This window comes from Rhizobium sp. NLR10b (assembly GCF_019685435.1).
Classification (GTDB): Bacteria; Pseudomonadota; Alphaproteobacteria; order Rhizobiales; family Rhizobiaceae; genus Rhizobium.
The window spans coordinates 100,870-118,061 of sequence record NZ_JABDWV010000018.1 but is presented as its reverse complement, the minus strand read 5'-3'; the positions used below and the strand labels follow the sequence as shown (position 1 = coordinate 118,061).

The following is a 17,192-nucleotide window of genomic DNA, read 5'->3' as shown; positions in this document are numbered from 1 at the left end:
ATCGAACCCGTCAAAGGAGAGCGTCCATGACTCTTTTGGCCGAAAAGGTCAAGCCGGCAGATAGAAAAGCCACCCGCCGGAGAGCGGATGGCTTTTGTCAAGCTGCTGTAACGCCGAGGATCAGAGCGTGCGTGTGATATGTTCGACGCGGAAGCACTCGATGACGTCGCCGACGCGCATGTCTTCGTAGTTTTCGAAGGCCATGCCGCACTCCTGGCCCATCGGCACTTCGGAGACTTCGTCCTTGAAGCGCTTGAGGGTCTTGAGCTTGCCTTCGTGAACGACGACGTCGTTGCGGATGAGGCGCACACCCGCCCCGCGCTCGACCTTGCCTTCGACAACGCGGCAACCGGCCACCTTGCCGACCTTGGTGATGTTGAACACCTCCAGGATTTCGGCATTGCCGATAAAGGTCTCGCGCCGTTCCGGAGACAGGAGGCCCGACATCGCTGCCTTCACGTCATCCACGAGGTCGTAGATGATGTTGTAGTAGCGGATCTCGATGCCCTGGCGCTCGGCGAACTGGCGTGCCTGCGCATTGGCGCGAACGTTGAAGCCGATGATGGCCGCGTTCGAGGCTTCGGCGAGCGAAATATCCGACTCGGTGATGCCGCCTGCGCCCGAATGGACGATGCGGGCACGGACCTCGTCGGTGCCGAGCTTTTCCAGCGCGCCGGCAATCGCTTCGATCGAACCCTGCACGTCGCCCTTGATGACGAGCGGGAACTCCTTGATGCCGGTGCTCTGCATCTGCGTCATCATCTGTTCCAGCGAACCGCGCTGTCCCGACTGGCGGGCAGCCGCCTTGTCGCGGGCAAGACGCTGACGGTATTCCGAGATTTCGCGGGCGCGGCTTTCGCTCTCGACGACGGCGAACTTGTCACCCGCCTGCGGCGTGCCGGAAAGGCCAAGCACTTCGACGGGCATCGCCGGCGGTGCTTCCTTCATATGCTCGCCCTTGTCGTTGACGAGCGCGCGCACACGGCCCCAGACATCGCCTGCGACGATGATCTGGCCCGGCTTCAGCGTACCGTTCTGAACGAGAACCGTGGCAACCGAGCCGCGGCCGCGGTCGAGCTGAGCTTCGATGACGGTACCTTCCGCGGTGCGGTTCGGATTGGCCTTGAGGTCAAGGATTTCCGCCTGCAGCAGAACGGCTTCGAGCAGCTTGTCGAGGTTCTTGCCTGTCTTGGCCGACACTTCGACGTCAAGCGTTTCACCGCCCATCGATTCCACGAAGACTTCGTGCTGCAGAAGCTGGTTGCGCACCTTCTGCGGATCGGCTTCGTGCTTGTCGATCTTGTTGATCGCCACGATGATCGGAACACCGGCCGCCTTGGCGTGATTGATCGATTCGATCGTCTGCGGCATGACGCTGTCGTCGGCTGCCACGACCAGGATCGCGATGTCGGTCGCCTGCGCGCCGCGGGCACGCATCGCCGTGAAGGCGGCGTGGCCGGGGGTGTCGATGAAGGTGATCTTCTGGCCGTTCTGTTCCACCTGATAGGCGCCGATGTGCTGCGTGATGCCGCCGGCTTCGCCGGCAACCACGTTGGCATGGCGGATGGCGTCGAGCAGCGAGGTCTTGCCGTGGTCGACGTGGCCCATGATGGTGACGACGGGCGGACGCGAAACGCGGTCGCCTTCGACATCGGCGATGTCAAAGATGCCGAGTTCGACGTCGGATTCAGAGACACGCTTGACGGTATGGCCGAATTCGCCGGCGATGAGTTCGGCAAGGTCGGCGTCGATGACGTCGCCCGGCTTCATCATCTGGCCTTCCTTCATCAGGTACTTGATGACGTCGACGGCGCGTTCGGACATGCGCTGCGACAGTTCCTGAATGGTGATGGTCTCCGGCAGGACGACTTCGCGGGAAATCTTCTCGCGAGTCTCCTGCATCTGGCTGCGGCGGAACTTCTCCTGCCGGCGGCGCATCGCCGAAAGCGAACGGCTGCGGCCGGCGTCCTCACCGTCGACGTCGGCGGTGGTGATCGTCAGCTTGCCGCGACGGCGCTCCTCATCCGTTTTCGGACGGGTCGTCACCGGTTTTGCAGGTTCGGGGCGAACGACGCGGCCGCGCGCCGGACCGCTGCGCGAAGCGCCACGGTCGTCATCGTCGCCGTCATTGCGACGGCCGCGCACGCCAGCGGGCGCGCCGGGCGCCGGGCGAGCGGCTGCTCCGTCGGCATCGGGCCGGCGTGCTGCCGGCGCGGGTGCTGCCGGGCGCGGGGTCGTGTTCGGGCGAGCCTCGGCCGTAGCGGGAGCCGGCGCTGCAGCAGCGGCTACCGGTTCGGCGGCGGCAGCGGCGGCCGCTTCGGCCTGCAGGGCTGCCTCTTCGACGGCTCTGCGTGCGGCTTCCTCCGCTTCAGCTGCCTTGCGGACAGCCTCTTCGGCGGCGCGGCGCTTTTCTTCCTCGGCGCGGCGGATCGCATCTTGGGCGTCACGCGCCTGAGATTCGGCGAGCGCACGGCGGCGCGCATCCATTTCCTCAGGCGACAGATGGTTCAGCACGACAGGGCGCGGGCGATCGTTCGGACGCGGCTGCTGATAGGACTGCTGCGGACGCTGGTTGGCTTGGCTGCCGCCGGGCTGATGAATCCGCGGTGCCGGCGTCGACTGCTGCGGACGCGCCTGAGCAGGTGCCGGCGCCGGTTCGGCTGCGCGAACCGGAGCTGCGGGGGCTGCAGGCGTGATCGGCTTTTCGTCTTCCGGGCGCATCGGGCGCCGCTTGCGGGTCTCGACCACGACCGCCTTGGTGCGACCCCGACCCATATCCTGGCGAACGGTGCCCTGGCTCATCCCCGATGGTTTCAGGGTGAGCGTCTTCTTGCCCGTTACGCTGAGTGTCTTGTCGTCGTTACTATCGGTCATTCGTTCCCGTTCCTTCGGACAGGGAGCGATGACTAGATCAGACCCTGTCGTTCAAATACTGTCGATCAATGAGAATGAGACCGGCCGATGCCGGTGACCGCCTCATTGTTGTTGCCGGCCAGCGCCGCCCGCTGCCCGGGACTGACCGCCAATACGGTACTGTTCGAGCATCTTTGCGCGCTTCACTACACCCTCACCCGCCTGCCCTGCAAGCACTGCGGCATGGATAAAAGCATTCTGGCTCATCAGGCCTTCCATTTCGCTCTCCGAGAAGAAACGGTAGGAAGGTATCTCCTCCTCGGTCTCCATTCCGAGGTGCCAGGCCTTGCGGGCCTGGTCGATTTTTCGCACTCCATCATCCGCTGCGTCAGTGGCGTGAAACACCGCAAGGGCTGCTCCACTTCTGACTGCGGCATCCACTTTCGAGGCGCCGCTGACGAACTGGCCGGCCTTGCGCGCCATGTTCATCATCTGCATCACTTGCGCCGCCAGCAGCCGGTCGACGCTCGCGCCGAGATCGTCTGCTGCCTTCACTTCCGTTTTCAGCGCCCGGGCGAACAGCTTTTTCGCCACCGCCCTGTCGACCAGCGACCGGTCGGCCTTCACCCAGCAGCCGCGCCCCGGAAGCTCGCGCTTCAGGTCGGCGACGACGGTTCCGTCGGGAGCCGCGACGAAGCGGATCAGCTCCTCCGGCGATCCGCTTTCGCGCGTCACGATGCACATGCGTCCGTTCACGTCATACCCTGCAAGATCGTCGTCCTCAGGAAGAACGTTCGGCTCATGCGCGGTCATCATGCTTCCTGTTCGGCTTCGATGACCTCTTCCTCGGTCCCCTTCGCCAGGTCCTCTTCGGTGATCCAGCCGGCCGCGAGGCGGGCCTGCACGATCATCTGCTCGGCCTCGACACGCGAGACGTCGAACTTCGAGAACAGTCCTTCGAATTTTTTCGTTTCGCCGTTCTTGCGTTCCGTCCAGCCGACGAGGTCATCGGCCGCACAACCGGCAAAGTCCTCGATCGTCTTGATGCCGTCCTCGCCGAGCGCCACCATCATCTGGGCGGTCATGCCATCGATCTGGCGCAGCTCGTCCTCAACGCCGAGCGCCTTGCGCTTCTCGTCCATCTCGGCTTCGAGACGCTCGAGGAATTCGCGAGCGCGCTGCTGGATTTCCTGCGCCGTCTCTTCGTCGAAACCGTCGATCGAGGAGATTTCGTCGAGATCGACATAGGCAAGTTCTTCGACAGCGGCAAAGCCTTCCGACGCCAGAACCTGGCCGACCATCTCGTCGACGTCGAGCGAATCCATGAACAGGTTGGTGCGCTCGTTGAATTCCTTCTGACGGCGTTCCGATTCCTCGGCCTCCGTCATGATATCGATATCCCAGCCGGTCAGCTGCGAAGCGAGGCGGACATTCTGGCCGCGGCGGCCGATCGCAAGCGACAGCTGCTCGTCGGGAACGACGACTTCGATGCGCTCGGCGTCCTCGTCGAGAACGACCTTGGCCACTTCCGCCGGCTGCAGGGCGTTGACGACGAAGGTCGCCGGGTCCTGGCTCCAGGGGATGATGTCGATCTTCTCACCCTGGAGTTCGCCGACGACGGCCTGGACGCGCGAGCCGCGCATACCGACGCAGGCGCCGACCGGATCGATCGAGCTGTCGTTCGAGATCACCGCGATCTTGGCGCGCGAACCCGGATCGCGGGCGACCGACTTCACCTGGATGATGCCGTCGTAGATCTCAGGCACTTCCATGGTGAAGAGCTTCACCATGAACTGCGGATGTGTGCGCGACAGGAAAATCTGCGGACCGCGCTGCTCCCGACGAACATCATATACGTATGCACGGACGCGATCGCCATAGCGCACGTTCTCGCGCGGGATCATTTCGTCGCGGCGGATGATGCCTTCACCACGGCCGAGATCGACGATGACGTTGCCGTATTCGACGCGCTTGACGGTGCCGTTGACGATTTCGCCGACGCGATCCTTGAATTCGTCGAACTGGCGGTCGCGCTCGGCTTCACGCACCTTCTGCACGATCACCTGCTTGGCGGACTGTGCGGCGATGCGGCCGAAATCCATCGGCGGCAGCGGATCGGCGATGAAATCGCCAAGGGCTGCGTCCGGATTGCGGTCGCGGGCAAGCTCTAGCGGGATCTGCGTCGAATAATCCTCGGCCTTGTCGACCACTTCGAGCAGACGCTGCAGACGGATTTCACCGGTCTTCGGATTGATGTCGGCCCGGATGTTGGATTCGGTGCCGTAACGGGAGCGCGCCGCCTTTTGGATGGCATCGGCCATTGCGGCAAGCACGATCTCCCGGTCGATGACTTTTTCGCGCGCCACTGCATCTGCGATCTGCAGAAGTTCGAGCCGGTTCGCACTGACTGCCATTGTCTTGTTTCTCCGTCTTTACTCCAGGGTTCCCGTCCCTGTAGCGGTCTGTTGATCGGTTATTCCTGGTCGTCTGCTTCGTTCTGGTTCGCGGCCTGCGCTTTCGCCAGCTTGTCGGCGCGCAACGCATCGCGGATCAGATCGTCGGTCAGAATGAGCTTCGCATCGCTAAGCGCCGTGAAGGGAATGACGACCTTCTGCTCTTCCCCATAGGCGACCTGGTCACGCTCGAGCGTGAATCCATCGGCGTCTGCTTCGACGATCTTGCCGCGGAAGCGTTTGCGGTTGCCGATCATGATCGACGTTTCGCACTTTACAAGGTGGCCCTGCCAGCGGACGAAATCGGATTTCCGCACCATCGGACGGTCGATGCCGGGCGAAGACACCTCGAGATGATACTCTTTATCGATCGGATCTTCCACATCGAGGACGGGAGAAATCGCCATCGAGACTTCTTCGCAGTCCTGAACCGTCATCGTGCCGTCATTGCGCTCGGCCATCACCTGCATCGTGGCGCCGTTCTGGTTCAGCATGCGCACGCGGATCAGCCGGAAGCCCATGCCGACGAGAACCGGTTCGATGATATCGGCAAGACGCTGGTCGAGCCCGGTTTCGGTAATCAGCCGCGGCTCAAGTTCGTTGTCTGCGTTTGTCATGTCCGACAAGCGGCGCTCCTCGCAATTTCAAGCTGTTCAGGCGATCGAGCTAATAAAAAAGAGCGGGTCCTTGCGGCCCACTCTTCATCAAGCGATCAAGAATTTGAGAGCCATATAGTCGGGTTTTTCCGGAATTGCAAGGTCTGAGAGCGATTCCGCCAATTCATGCCGGGCGAGGAGAACGGACCTATGGCCAGCGATCGTCTTCCGCATATATTGCCGTTGGCACACAATAACAAAAGCGGGAGACATCGTGGGCTATACATCGTCGACACTGGCGCCCTTGCGGCACGATACCTACCGCACCATCTGGTTCGCCAGCCTTTCCTCGAATTTCGGCGGCCTGATCCAGGCGGTGGGTGCCGCCTGGATGATGACGACGATTACCGCCTCGGAGGACATGGTCGCGCTGGTGCAGACCTCGACAGCGCTGCCGATCATGCTGTTTTCACTGATATCGGGGGCGTTGGCCGATAATTTTGATCGCCGCCGGGTTATGCTGACGGCGCAGTGCATGATGCTGACGGTTTCGGCGTTGCTGACGGCGTCGGCCCTTCTTGGTTGGGTCACGCCCTGGCTGCTGCTCTTCTTCACCTTCCTGATCGGCTGCGGCACGGCGCTCAACAACCCCTCCTGGCAGGCCTCCGTCGGCGATATGGTGCCGCGCGCCGATCTGCCCGGCGCCGTCACGCTGAACAGCATGGGCTTCAACATCACCCGCAGCGTCGGCCCGGCGATCGGCGGCGTCATTGTGGCGGCAGCGGGTGCCGCCGCGGCCTTTGCGGTTAACACCGCAAGTTACCTCGCCCTGATCTACGCCCTGCTGCGCTGGCGCCCGAGCACGCCCGTCTCCACCCTGCCGCGCGAAGCGCTCGGCAGCGCCATCTTCGCCGGCCTGCGTTATGTCTCGATGTCGCCCAATCTTGAAAAGGTCCTCGTGCGAGGGCTGGTTTTCGGCATCGGCGCGAGCTCGATCCTGGCGCTGCTGCCGGTCGTCGCCCTCGATCTCGTTGCCGGCGGTCCGCTGACCTATGGCTTCATGCTCGGCGCCTTCGGCATCGGTGCGATCGGTGGTGCGGTGCTGAGTGCGAGAATTCGCCAGGCGCTGTCCAGCGAGACGATCATCCGCCTGGCCTTTGCCGGTTTCGCGCTGAGTGCCGTCATCGCCGCCTACAGTCCGAGCGCCGTGCTGACCTCCGCCGGCTTGCTCGTCTCCGGCGCCTGCTGGGTCTCGGCGTTGTCGCTCTTCAACACCATCGTGCAGCTGTCGACGCCGCGCTGGGTGGTCGGCCGCGCGCTGTCGCTCTACCAGACCGTCACCTTCGGCGGCATCGCCGGCGGCAGCTGGCTCTGGGGTGTCGCCGCCGATCGCTATGGGGTCGCCGATGCGCTGCTGATGTCATCTGTTGTCATGCTGCTCGGCATTGCGATCGGCCTGCGCTTTTCCATGCCGGCCTTCGCCTCGCTCAATCTCGATCCCTTAAACCGCTTCACTGCGCCGGCCTTGAGCCTCGACATCACCCCGCGCAGCGGCCCGATCGTCATTCAGGTCGACTACCAGATCGCCGACGACGACCTGGCGGAATTCATGGCGCTGATGGGCGAGCGCCGCCGCATCCGCATCCGGGACGGCGCGCGCAACTGGGCGCTGATGCGCGATCTCGAAAATCCCGGGCTGTGGACCGAGACCTACCATACGCCGACCTGGGTCGAATATATAAGACACAACCAGCGGCGCACGCAGGCCGACGCCGAAAACATCGACCGGCTGCGCGCGCTCCACCGCGGCGAAGGCCCGCCCCATGTCCACCGCATGATCGAGCGCCAGGCCATCCCGCCAGACGACGATGTCTTCCACAAGGCGCCGATCGATCTGCATCATTGAGACCAGCCATGCACAGTTTCAGGCTTGCCCACCGATCCGATCTCGCCGCCATCGTCCGGCTTCTCGCCGATGACGATCTCGGCGCCGCCAGAGAAATTGTCTCCGATCCCGTTGACGCGCGTTATCTCTCGGCTTTCGCGGCGATCGAGGCGGATGCCAACCAGCTGCTGGCTGTCGCAACCGACGCCTCCGACCAGGTCGTCGGTTGCCTGCAGCTGAGCTTTCTTCCCGGCCTCTCCCGGACCGGCATGTGGCGCGGTCAGATCGAAAGCGTCCGTGTCGCAAGAGAGCTTCGCGGTTCGGGTCTCGGCGCGCAGTTCATCGAATGGGCGGTCGCCCAATGCGTCGAGCGCGGCTGCGGCCTCGTGCAGCTGACATCGGACAAAACGCGGAAAGACTCGATCCGCTTCTACGAGAAGCTCGGCTTCGTCGCCAGCCATATGGGCATGAAGCGCAGCCTGTGAAGCCGGCTACTTCAGCTTGCCCTTCATGCTGGCTTCGGGAAAACATGTCGGCTTCATGCCGTTCTTCTCCTGCCACTGGCCGATCGAGCGCCGCGTCTTGTAGCCCGGCAATCCGTCGGAACCGCCGACGTCATAACCCTGGCGCTCCAGCGCCTTCTGCATGGCGGCGACATCCGAACGCAGCATCTTGCCGACATCGCCCCATTCGCCCTCGAAGGTGCCGCCGTTCGAGGCGATCCGGTCGGCGAGATTGCCGATATAGAGCGCGTAGAGGTCGGAGTTGTTATACTCCTTGATGATGTAGAAATTCGGCGTGACGATGAATTCCGGACCGTCGCGGCCGGCCGGCACCAGCATCATCCCTTGAGCCTTCATCTCACCTGAGGGAAAGGCCTTGCCGGAGATGCGCTCAATGCCGAGCGAGGCCCAGTGCGAAAGCGGCTTTGCGAGATCAGGCCCCTCCTGCGCGCAGGAGACCGCTTCGGGTATCGATACCTCGAAGCCCCAGTCACGATCGCGCTGCCAGCCCTTCTTGACCAGATAGTTGGCGATCGAGGCGAGCGTATCCGGCACCGAGGTCCAGATGTTGCGGTGGCCGTCGCCGTCGAAATCCACCGCATATTTCAGATAACTCGTCGGCATGAATTGCGGCTGGCCGAGCGCGCCGGCCCATGAGCTCTTGAAATCGACGGGTGTGACGTCGCCGCCGTCGAGAATGTGCAGTGCCGCCAGCAGCTCGGTACGGAACATCTCCTTGCGCGACGACATGAAGGCCTTGGTCGCCAGTACCTCGATCGCCGAATTCGGGATCTTCGCGGCCCCGAAGCCCGTCTCCCGGCCCCAGATGGCAAGCACGATCGAGCCCGGCACGCCATAGGTCTTCTCGATCCGCTTCAGCGTCGAGCCATATTGCGCGGCAAAGCCGCGTCCCGTTACGGCAAGTCTCTTCAGCCGGTCCTCGTTGAAATAGGGACCGGGCGAGGAAAATTCGGCCTGCGTCTGCTTCTGCTCCTTCGGCGACGGGAAGCCGGGCGGGGCGAGATCGGGCAGGTTCCAGTTCAGCGTGACGCCGGAGAAGGCGGCCTGGAAGGTCTTCTCGGAAATGCCGCCTGTCTTTGCTTCCGGCCAGAGGTCCTTCTGCACCCAGTTTTCGAACTGCGCCTCGACATCGGCTTTGGAAGGGGCCGCGTGGGAAGGGAGGGGGAGAAGCGCGGCTGTTACGGCGAGCGCGAATATTCGAAGCATAGACAAACCCCTCACATCACCGTCCGCGCCCGCAGCGCCGCCGCCAGCGTGCCCTCATCGAGATAGTCGAGCTCGCCGCCAACCGGCACGCCATGCGCCAGCCGCGTGATCTTCACCTCGAGTCCCTGCAACTGGTCGGTGATGTAATGCGCCGTCGTTTGCCCCTCGACGGTGGCGTTGACGGCGATGATCAGTTCGCGAATGCCGCCTTCGCCGATCCGGGCGACCAGCCCGCGAATGTTGAGGTCGTCGGGCCCGATCCCGTCGAGCGGCGACAGCGTGCCGCCGAGCACATGATAGGCGGCGTTCATCGCCCCCGCCCGCTCCAGCGCCCAGAGATCGGATACGTCTTCGACGACGATGATGACGGATTGATCGCGCTGCGTGTCGGTGCAGACGGTGCAGGGGTCGACCGTATCGACGTTGCCACAGCGCGAGCAGATCTTCACCCTGTTATAGGCTTCGCCCATCGCGTTCGACAGCGGCCCGAGCAACTGGTCCTTCTTCTTGATCAGATGCAGCGCCGCCCGGCGGGCCGAGCGCGGCCCGAGGCCCGGCACCTTCGCCAGAAGCTGGATGAGTTTTTCGATTTCGGGGCCGGTGACTCGTTTTGCCATGCGCTGTTCTTAACTGATATGGAACGAAAACGGAATCGCGGAAGGATCGGCTGCCCCATGAAAATCCTGGCGCTTTGTATCGGCAATCCGGAGAGGCTGGCCGGCAAGAGCTACAAGACCGGTATCTTCAAACGGCCCGTCAACGGCGCGGTGATGATCGACGCCGAGGGGCTGGTCGGCGATGCCATCTGCAACCGCAAACACCATGGCGGTGTCGATCAGGCGGTTTATATCGAGGGATCGCTGACGCTCGACTGGTGGAGCGAGGAGTTAGGCCGGTCTTACGAGCCCGGCACCTTCGGCGAAAACATGGTCATCTCCGGTCTCGACAATCGCGACGTTGCCGTCGGCGACCGATTCGTATCAGGCGATCTCATCCTCGAAGTCACCGCATGCCGCATTCCCTGCGCCACCTTCGCCGCCAGGATGCACGATCCGAAATTCGTCAAACGCTACACCGATGCCGCCCGTCCCGGCATTTACTCTCGTGTCATCAGGCGCGGTGTGGCCGAGGTCGGAACGGCGGTCGAGCATCAGCCCTTTTCAGGCAATAAGGTGACGATGCCGGAGCTGATGAGAACATTCGGCCGGCAGCTTTCGGAGGCGGACCGGTCGCGATATCTCGCCGCCCCCATTCACTACAAGCTGCGGGCGATGCTGGAAGCACAGCGTTAAGAGCGGCGTTCTGTAGGCATCGCCGGCTCGATAGCCGCATCGGCTATTGGAACCACCGTCAATATGAAGACCAATTGCCTGCTATCAGAATGGCAGCTTGAAGCCGGGCGGGATCGGCAGACCGGCGGTCAGCGCCTTGGTCTTTTCGGCGGCGAGCGCCTCGGCCTTGTCCTTGGCGTCCTTATGAGCGGCGACGATCAGATCCTCGAGGATCTCGACGTCGTCCTCCTTGAACAGCGACGGGTCGATCTTCAGGCTCTTGAGTTCGCCCTTGCCGGAGATGATGACGGTGACGAGGCCGCCGCCCGCCTTGCCTTCGGCCGTGAGCTCGGCGATTTCCGCCTGCATCTGCTCCATCTTGTCCTGCATTTCCTTGACTTTGCCCATCATGCCCATGATGTCGCGCATCGTCTCGCTCCTTCTTGAAACCTTAGAATTCTATGTCGTCGCCCGGCAGGATGTCGCCTTCCTCGGATTCGGCGACAGCCGGCGGTTTGACCTCGCCTTCCTCCTCCGGTTCGGGTGCCCGCACGCGCACGTCGATGATTTTCGCGCCCGGAAACTGCGCCAGGATTGCCGCTACGTCAGGGTCCTGGCGCGCGTCGCTCACACGCTGCTCCTGCGCCTTGGCTTCCGCCTCCACCATCGTCGGCCCGCCTTCTTCGCGGCTGGTGCTGACGATCCAGTGGATGCCGGTCCATTCCTTGAGCTTAACGGCAAGCTCGTTGAGCAGCGTATTCGGAGCGCCTTCGGTGAGGTTCACATCCAGCCGACCCGGCTCAAGACGGACCGGGCGCACGAAGTTGCGCACCAGTGCCTTCAGCTTGACGTCGCGCTTCTCGCTCGCAAGCTCGACGATGTCGGCGATGGAATTGACACGCACGAGCGGCTTCGGAGCCTCTGCGGGCCTGGCCTCGGTGCGGCCGATATTCTGCGGTTCCGGATTTGGCACGGCGCGGAGCATCGCGGTCGGCCCCGAAGGCTGCGGCCGTGGTGTCGGCTCCGTCGCCCGTGCCGTAACGCTGCTCTGATAAGGAACCCGTGTTCCGTTGCCGCCGCCATTGCCCGAAGGTGAGGAGGGCCGTTGGCCGACATTATCGCCGGAAAACTCCGTAAGCCGCCGCGCCGCATCCTCGGGCGCCGGCAGATGGGCCGCATGCGCAAGCCGGATCAGCACCATCTCGGCGGCACCCGCCGTGCGCGACGAGCCTTCCGTTTCGGGAATGCCCTTCAGCAGCATCTGCCAGATGCGCGACAGCGTCGTCACCGCAACACCCTTGGCGAATTCCGCCGCCTTGGTGCGCTCGATCTCGCTGAGAGAAGGGTCGTTTGCCGCATCCGGCACATATTTCAGTCGCGTTACCAGATGGGTGAAATCGGCAAGATCGGTGAGTACGACCACCGGATTGGCGCCGGCCTCGTACTGGTTCTGGAATTCGCCGAGGGCGGCGGCCACGTCGCCTTTGATGATATGCTGAAAGAGATCGACGATCCGGGCGCGGTCGGCAAGGCCGAGCATGCCGCGCACCGCTTCCGCCTGCACGGCGCCTGCGCCATGGGCGATCGCCTGGTCGAGCAGCGACAGGCCGTCGCGGGCAGAGCCTTCGGCGGCTCGCGCGATCATCGCCAGCGCGTCGCCTTCCGCCTCAATGCCCTCCTTGGCCGCGATTGTCGAAAACAGCCCGACGAGATCCGACGCGCTGATGCGGCGCAGGTCGAAGCGCTGGCAACGCGACAGCACGGTGATCGGCACCTTGCGGATTTCGGTGGTGGCGAAGATGAACTTCACATGCTCCGGCGGCTCTTCCAACGTCTTCAACAGGCCGTTGAAGGCCTGGGTCGACAGCATGTGCACTTCGTCGATGATATAGACCTTGTAGCGCGCCGAAACCGGCCGGTAGCGCACCTGCTCTATGATTTCTCTTATATCGTCGATACCGGTATGCGAAGCGGCATCCATTTCGATCACATCGACATGCCGGCCTTCCATGATTGCCTGGCAATGTTCGCCGGGCACACGCAGGTCGATCGTCGGCTTGTCGATTTCTGCCGTCTTGTAATTCAGCGCCCGCGCCAGGATGCGCGCCGTCGTCGTCTTGCCGACGCCGCGCACGCCGGTCAGCATATAGGCCTGGGCAATGCGGCCGGTCTCGAAGGCGTTGGTGAGCGTGCGGACCATCGGCTCCTGGCCGACCATCAGGTCCGTGAAATCCTTGGGGCGGTATTTGCGAGCCAGCACCCGGTACCCGGTGCCCGTCGAGGCGGCATCTTTTGATTGTCGCTCGGTATCGCTCATCGCCCTGCTTGTCGCCCGAAATTGTCGAGCATTTCGTGGAGAGAAGGTGGGAGGCTGGCACGATGACCCGTGCCGGGCTCGTTAGGGCTGCTTCCTTCCGGACCTGACCCGGTTGGCGAGTGGCTCGTCCACCACCAACCTCCCGGATGCACATATCGGCAATATCGTCATCAAAAGCAAGCCAACATCCAAAAAAACTGCTAGTCCTAGGAAAAGACAGGAGGAATGTCCCTTGGACGGTTTTGTGCTCGACCCCCGGCTGGAAAACGACAGCGTCAGCATCATGGTCACCGGTCTCTGTGATCTCAGATTATCCAAGGATGCCCGCTGGCCGTGGCTCATTCTGGTCCCGCGCCGGGCCGGCATTGCTGAAATTTTCGAGTTGACGCCGCTCGATCAGGTGCTGCTCGCCTTCGAGACGGAGCTTGTCGCCAAGGCCTTGAAGAACATCACCGGCGCGACAAAAATCAACATAGGGGCTCTTGGCAACATCGTCCGCCAGCTTCATGTTCATGTCATTGCCCGCTTCGAAGGCGATGCCAACTGGCCGGGTCCCATCTGGGGTTTCGAGCGCGCCGAGCCTTACGAGGACGCAAGGAGAGACGAATTCACAGCAAAGCTGCGGGAAGCCCTTTCATCATGAACCATTCGCTTTTCGATTCGGATGTGCCGCATCCGGAACCCAGCAATCTCACTGCCTTTGCCGCCAACGACCTCAATCGCGATTCCGAACATCGCGACGAACATTCCGTCGAAAGGGCGCTGGCAAAGGACGGTACCCATATCTTCGCCTTTGCCCGGGACAAGCTGGTGCTGAAACATGACGGCCAGGTGCTCGATCCGCTGTTTGCCCGTTACGAACTGCAGGAATTGCAGCCGAATTGGGACGAGACTGTGCTGCTCGGCTACCGCAAATCAGGCGAGCCGCGCCTTGCCGTTCCCGTCGGCATCGACGTCGAGGACCTTGCCAGCCAATACAAGCCGGCCGACGGCCGCACGCTGTTTCGCGAGATGCTGATCGACGAAGTCTTGCTCGGCGAATTCGCCCAGGCCGCAAGCCTCATCCGCTGGAATGGCGACAACCGCTTCTGCGGCCGCTGCGGCGCGGCGATGGAGATTCATATCGGCGGCTACAAGCGCGTCTGCGCCGCCTGCGAACACATGATCTTCCCTCGTACCGACCCCGTCGTCATCATGCTGACGATCGACGAGACGCGCGACCTTTGCCTGCTCGGCCGCAGCCCGCATTTTGCGCCCGGCATGTATTCCTGCCTTGCCGGCTTCGTCGAACCCGGCGAAACCATCGAGAATGCCGTGCGCCGGGAAACGTTGGAGGAATCGGGCATCCGCACCGGCCGCATCCGCTATCACGCCTCGCAGCCCTGGCCGATGCCGCATTCGCTGATGATCGGCTGTTACGCCGAGGCCAAATCCACCGAAATTACACGCGACGAGACGGAACTCGAGGATTGCCGCTGGTTCACCCGCGAGGAAACAATCGAGATGCTGGAACGCCCGAGTGCAACGGGCAAGGCCTCTCCACCGAAAGGGGCGATCGCCCACCGCCTGATGCGCGACTGGGCGGAGTGGAAGCGGTAACACGATGCCGGTCGCCCGCTCGGAACGGCTGCTGACGCTGCTCCAGACGCTCCGGCGTTATCGGCGGCCGGTGACCGGAACTGTTCTTGCCCAGGAAACCGGCGTCAGCCTGCGCACGCTCTATCGCGATATTGCCAGCCTGCAGGCCCAGGGGGCGATGATCGAAGGCGAAGCGGGCATCGGTTATGTGCTGAAGCCCGGCTTCATGTTGCCGCCGATGATGTTTTCCGAAGAAGAGCTGGAAGCCTTGGTGCTCGGTTCGCGCTGGGTGGCCCGCGCCGCCGAGCCGCGCCTTGCGGGCGCCGGCGCCGATGCGCTCGCCAAGATCGTCGCCGTGCTGCCGGCCGACATGCGTGAAACGGTCGATTCGGCGACACTGTTCGTTGGTCGCAAACGCCAGGACGAGGACAGGGCTGATGTTTCGGCTATCCGCAAGGCGATCCGCCTGGAGCGCGTGCTCGAACTGCATTACGGCGACGAGCAGGGCCGTATCTCCCGCCGCCGTGTCTGGCCCTTCGCGCTCGGCTATTTCGAGCATGTGCGCATCATCATGGCCTGGTGCGAACTGCGCCAGGATTTTCGCCATTTCCGCACCGATCGCATCATCGACATGGCGGTCCATGAGATGCGTTATCCCCGTCGCCGCACGGTGCTCCTAAAGGAATGGCGCGAGACGCAGGACGTGCCGCTGGAGACCTGAACGCTGCTGCCATAAACTGTCAGCAGGGAGAGTTATTATCAGCCTCACTTCACTACAGCGCCGCGCGTCTTCGGACACGCAGGAGGCTGTGACATCCAGGTTTTGCGCATCGTGCCGATGCGCTTGGGAAGGAGTACTGATCATGGTAACGCCTCCAATCATTCAACAGGCCGGCGATCGCTTCGCCTCCGATAGTTTTGCAGATATCATTTCGGCCGAAACTTTTGCCGACGTCCGGCAGTCGGCACGCTCCGGCCTGCTGCGCCTGGCTATGAGCCTTTTCCGGATCCCCGAGGCAAGCCGCTCGAAACTCGATGTCGAAGCCATGCCGGATTCCCGCAGGCGCGACCTCGGTTTCATGGATGGGCGCAACCCGCGCCTCCAGGACCGGTTCCCGCTCTAAATATCTGATTGTCCAGCTCATCCACTTGACGAGAACGGGGCGTTGCTTTCGCGGCGCCTTTCGTTTCCTGCTGCCACAAATTGGCAGCAGGACATCTCGCATGACCCAACTTACAGCAACGGGAGAATCGAAATGACCAGCCCCAATCTGATAATCCTCTATGTCAAGGATCCTGCCGAAAGCGCCAGCTTCTACCGGAACCTCCTGAACCGCGAGCCGGCCGTCGAAGCGCCGAATTTCGTCGCCTTCCCGCTCGATGGCGGCTTCACCCTTGGTCTCTGGCGGCGCAGCAAGGTCGAGCCGCAGCCTTCCGCCATCGGCAATCGAGGCGAAGTGGCCTTCATGGTGGCGGGAGAAAATGCCGTCGCCAGGCAATATGATGACTGGCGTCAGCGCGGCCTGCCGATTGCCCAGGAACTGACCGAACTCGATTTCGGCCCGACCTTCGTGGTGCTCGACCCGGACGGGCATCGGCTGCGCGTCTGCGAGCCGGATAAATAATGAGAGAGCGCGAGGCCTGTTAAAGCAGACCTCGCATCACATGCCCCTTGTAGACGCCGAGGATGCGCACCTTTTCGGAGAAGAAACGCAGCTCCTCCAATGCCCGGCGAACGTTCGGATCGTTCGGATGGCCCTCGATATCGGCGTAGAATTGCGTCGCCACGAATTTTCCGCCGAGCTGATAGCTTTCGAGCTTCGTCATGTTGATATTGTTCGTGGCAAATCCGCCGAGCGCCTTGTAGAGCGCGGCCGGAATGTTGCGAACGTTGAAGACGAAGGTGGTGACGACCTTTTCCTCGGCCGAACTGCGTTGCGCCCATTCCTCATCGCGGGACAGGATGACGAAACGGGTAACGTTGTTTTCGGTATCCTCGACGTTCTCGGCGACGATCTCCAGCCCATAGAGATCGGCGGCAAGGCGCGGCGCGAGTGCCGCCATCGAGCGATCGCCGGTTTCCTTGACGAGTTTAGCCGCCCCCGCCGTATCGCCGGCGATGACAGGCTTCCAGCCGTGAGCGCGCACGATCTTGCGGCATTGGCCGAGTGCGTGGATATGGCTGTGCACCGTGCGGATCTCGTCCTGGGCGACCCCGGGCAGCACCATCAGCTGGAAGCGGATCGGCATGAAATATTCGCCGATGATATGCAGCCGCGATTCCGGCAGCAGATGATGGATATCGGCAACGCGTCCGGCAATGGTGTTCTCGATCGGGATCATTGCGATATCGGCGTCGCCATTGTCGACGGCCGTGAAGGCATCCTCGAAAGTCTGGCAGGGCAGCGGCTCCATGGTCGGAAACATGTCGCGGCAGGCCATGTCGGAATTGGCGCCGAATTCGCCCTGGAAGGCGATCCTGTTGGTCTTGATGTTCATGATCGTCCTG

Annotated in this window: 17 protein-coding genes and 1 other RNA gene; 8 read left to right on the top strand and 10 right to left on the bottom strand. The window is 62.7% G+C overall.

Going from position 1 to position 17,192, the window contains the following annotated elements:
* Window positions 1–120: 120 nt before the first annotated feature.
* The 4 genes from infB to rimP form a co-directional block, all read right to left on the bottom strand.
* Window positions 121–2,874, bottom strand: coding sequence for a translation initiation factor IF-2 (gene infB, locus HJB91_RS26150; protein WP_210629656.1), 2,754 nt, complete (start codon window positions 2,872–2,874; stop codon window positions 121–123).
* A 102-nt stretch (window positions 2,875–2,976) separates the two neighbouring features.
* On the bottom strand, window positions 2,977–3,669 hold the full coding sequence (locus HJB91_RS26145; RefSeq protein WP_221156119.1) for an RNA-binding protein: 693 nt from the start codon (window positions 3,667–3,669) through the stop codon (window positions 2,977–2,979).
* Window positions 3,666–5,267 carry a transcription termination factor NusA gene (gene nusA, locus HJB91_RS26140; protein ID WP_210629654.1) on the bottom strand — a complete coding sequence of 534 codons (1,602 nt, stop codon included), beginning with the start codon at window positions 5,265–5,267 and terminating at the stop codon, window positions 3,666–3,668. Before nusA ends, HJB91_RS26145 begins: the two co-directional genes overlap by 4 nt.
* Window positions 5,268–5,326: 59 nt before the next feature.
* Window positions 5,327–5,932: a ribosome maturation factor RimP gene (gene rimP, locus HJB91_RS26135; RefSeq protein WP_088396888.1), complete on the bottom strand. Its 606-nt coding sequence runs from the start codon at window positions 5,930–5,932 to the stop codon at window positions 5,327–5,329.
* A 244-nt stretch (window positions 5,933–6,176) separates the two neighbouring features.
* Between rimP and HJB91_RS26130 the strand changes: the two genes are divergently transcribed.
* Together HJB91_RS26130 and HJB91_RS26125 are read left to right on the top strand one after the other, a co-directional pair.
* On the top strand, window positions 6,177–7,808 hold the full coding sequence (locus HJB91_RS26130; RefSeq protein WP_210629653.1) for an MFS transporter: 1,632 nt from the start codon (window positions 6,177–6,179) through the stop codon (window positions 7,806–7,808).
* Between the two features lie 8 nt (window positions 7,809–7,816).
* Window positions 7,817–8,272 (top strand): GNAT family N-acetyltransferase, encoded by a 456-nt coding sequence (locus tag HJB91_RS26125; protein ID WP_221147662.1) that lies wholly within the window; start codon window positions 7,817–7,819, stop codon window positions 8,270–8,272.
* Window positions 8,273–8,278: 6 nt separating this feature from the next.
* Here the strand turns inward: HJB91_RS26125 and HJB91_RS26120 are convergent, their stop codons facing one another.
* Window positions 8,279–9,517 carry a lytic murein transglycosylase gene (locus HJB91_RS26120; protein WP_221123519.1) on the bottom strand — a complete coding sequence of 413 codons (1,239 nt, stop codon included), beginning with the start codon at window positions 9,515–9,517 and terminating at the stop codon, window positions 8,279–8,281.
* Between the two features lie 11 nt (window positions 9,518–9,528).
* Window positions 9,529–10,134 carry a recombination mediator RecR gene (gene recR, locus HJB91_RS26115; RefSeq protein ID WP_210629650.1) on the bottom strand — a complete coding sequence of 202 codons (606 nt, stop codon included), beginning with the start codon at window positions 10,132–10,134 and terminating at the stop codon, window positions 9,529–9,531.
* Between the two features lie 57 nt (window positions 10,135–10,191).
* Here recR and HJB91_RS26110 point away from each other — a divergent pair, with 57 nt between their 5' ends.
* Window positions 10,192–10,809: an MOSC domain-containing protein gene (locus tag HJB91_RS26110; RefSeq protein ID WP_221156107.1), complete on the top strand. Its 618-nt coding sequence runs from the start codon at window positions 10,192–10,194 to the stop codon at window positions 10,807–10,809.
* A gap of 84 nt (window positions 10,810–10,893) precedes the next feature.
* Here the strand turns inward: HJB91_RS26110 and HJB91_RS26105 are convergent, their stop codons facing one another.
* The 3 genes from HJB91_RS26105 to ffs form a co-directional block, all read right to left on the bottom strand.
* Window positions 10,894–11,217: a YbaB/EbfC family nucleoid-associated protein gene (locus HJB91_RS26105; RefSeq protein ID WP_221156106.1), complete on the bottom strand. Its 324-nt coding sequence runs from the start codon at window positions 11,215–11,217 to the stop codon at window positions 10,894–10,896.
* 22 nt (window positions 11,218–11,239) lie between these two features.
* On the bottom strand, window positions 11,240–13,105 hold the full coding sequence (locus HJB91_RS26100; RefSeq protein ID WP_210629647.1) for a DNA polymerase III subunit gamma/tau: 1,866 nt from the start codon (window positions 13,103–13,105) through the stop codon (window positions 11,240–11,242).
* Window positions 13,106–13,151: 46 nt separating this feature from the next.
* Window positions 13,152–13,248: signal recognition particle sRNA small type (gene ffs / locus HJB91_RS26095), an RNA gene on the bottom strand.
* A gap of 89 nt (window positions 13,249–13,337) precedes the next feature.
* Here ffs and HJB91_RS26090 point away from each other — a divergent pair.
* The 5 genes from HJB91_RS26090 to HJB91_RS26070 all read left to right on the top strand — a co-directional run bounded on the left by HJB91_RS26090 (window position 13,338) and on the right by HJB91_RS26070 (window position 16,308).
* Window positions 13,338–13,748 (top strand): HIT domain-containing protein, encoded by a 411-nt coding sequence (locus HJB91_RS26090; RefSeq protein ID WP_210629646.1) that lies wholly within the window; start codon window positions 13,338–13,340, stop codon window positions 13,746–13,748.
* On the top strand, window positions 13,745–14,704 hold the full coding sequence (gene nudC / locus HJB91_RS26085; RefSeq protein ID WP_210629645.1) for an NAD(+) diphosphatase: 960 nt from the start codon (window positions 13,745–13,747) through the stop codon (window positions 14,702–14,704). Before HJB91_RS26090 ends, nudC begins: the two co-directional genes overlap by 4 nt.
* Before the next feature lie 4 nt (window positions 14,705–14,708).
* Window positions 14,709–15,404: a YafY family protein gene (locus HJB91_RS26080; protein WP_210629644.1), complete on the top strand. Its 696-nt coding sequence runs from the start codon at window positions 14,709–14,711 to the stop codon at window positions 15,402–15,404.
* Between the two features lie 142 nt (window positions 15,405–15,546).
* On the top strand, window positions 15,547–15,807 hold the full coding sequence (locus tag HJB91_RS26075; protein WP_210629643.1) for a hypothetical protein: 261 nt from the start codon (window positions 15,547–15,549) through the stop codon (window positions 15,805–15,807).
* A gap of 132 nt (window positions 15,808–15,939) precedes the next feature.
* Window positions 15,940–16,308: a VOC family protein gene (locus HJB91_RS26070; RefSeq protein WP_210629642.1), complete on the top strand. Its 369-nt coding sequence runs from the start codon at window positions 15,940–15,942 to the stop codon at window positions 16,306–16,308.
* Window positions 16,309–16,327: 19 nt separating this feature from the next.
* On the opposite strand, the gene HJB91_RS26065 is transcribed toward HJB91_RS26070, so the two are convergent.
* Window positions 16,328–17,182 carry a prephenate dehydratase gene (locus tag HJB91_RS26065; RefSeq protein ID WP_221156105.1) on the bottom strand — a complete coding sequence of 285 codons (855 nt, stop codon included), beginning with the start codon at window positions 17,180–17,182 and terminating at the stop codon, window positions 16,328–16,330.
* Between the last annotated feature and the right edge of the window lie 10 nt (window positions 17,183–17,192).

Bases quoted from the DNA above. Each gene is read 5' to 3' on its own strand.
- infB (WP_210629656.1), bottom strand. From the start codon at position 2,874: ATGACCGATAGTAACGACGACAAGACACTCAGCGTAACGGGCAAGAAG.
- HJB91_RS26145 (WP_221156119.1), bottom strand. From the start codon at position 3,669: ATGATGACCGCGCATGAGCCGAACGTTCTTCCTGAGGACGACGATCTT.
- nusA (WP_210629654.1), bottom strand. From the start codon at position 5,267: ATGGCAGTCAGTGCGAACCGGCTCGAACTTCTGCAGATCGCAGATGCA.
- HJB91_RS26125 (WP_221147662.1), top strand. From the start codon at position 7,817: ATGCACAGTTTCAGGCTTGCCCACCGATCCGATCTCGCCGCCATCGTC.
- HJB91_RS26120 (WP_221123519.1), bottom strand. From the start codon at position 9,517: ATGCTTCGAATATTCGCGCTCGCCGTAACAGCCGCGCTTCTCCCCCTC.
- recR (WP_210629650.1), bottom strand. From the start codon at position 10,134: ATGGCAAAACGAGTCACCGGCCCCGAAATCGAAAAACTCATCCAGCTT.
- HJB91_RS26110 (WP_221156107.1), top strand. From the start codon at position 10,192: ATGAAAATCCTGGCGCTTTGTATCGGCAATCCGGAGAGGCTGGCCGGC.
- HJB91_RS26105 (WP_221156106.1), bottom strand. From the start codon at position 11,217: ATGCGCGACATCATGGGCATGATGGGCAAAGTCAAGGAAATGCAGGAC.
- HJB91_RS26100 (WP_210629647.1), bottom strand. From the start codon at position 13,105: ATGAGCGATACCGAGCGACAATCAAAAGATGCCGCCTCGACGGGCACC.
- nudC (WP_210629645.1), top strand. From the start codon at position 13,745: ATGAACCATTCGCTTTTCGATTCGGATGTGCCGCATCCGGAACCCAGC.
- HJB91_RS26080 (WP_210629644.1), top strand. From the start codon at position 14,709: ATGCCGGTCGCCCGCTCGGAACGGCTGCTGACGCTGCTCCAGACGCTC.
- HJB91_RS26075 (WP_210629643.1), top strand. From the start codon at position 15,547: ATGGTAACGCCTCCAATCATTCAACAGGCCGGCGATCGCTTCGCCTCC.
- HJB91_RS26070 (WP_210629642.1), top strand. From the start codon at position 15,940: ATGACCAGCCCCAATCTGATAATCCTCTATGTCAAGGATCCTGCCGAA.
- HJB91_RS26065 (WP_221156105.1), bottom strand. From the start codon at position 17,182: ATGAACATCAAGACCAACAGGATCGCCTTCCAGGGCGAATTCGGCGCC.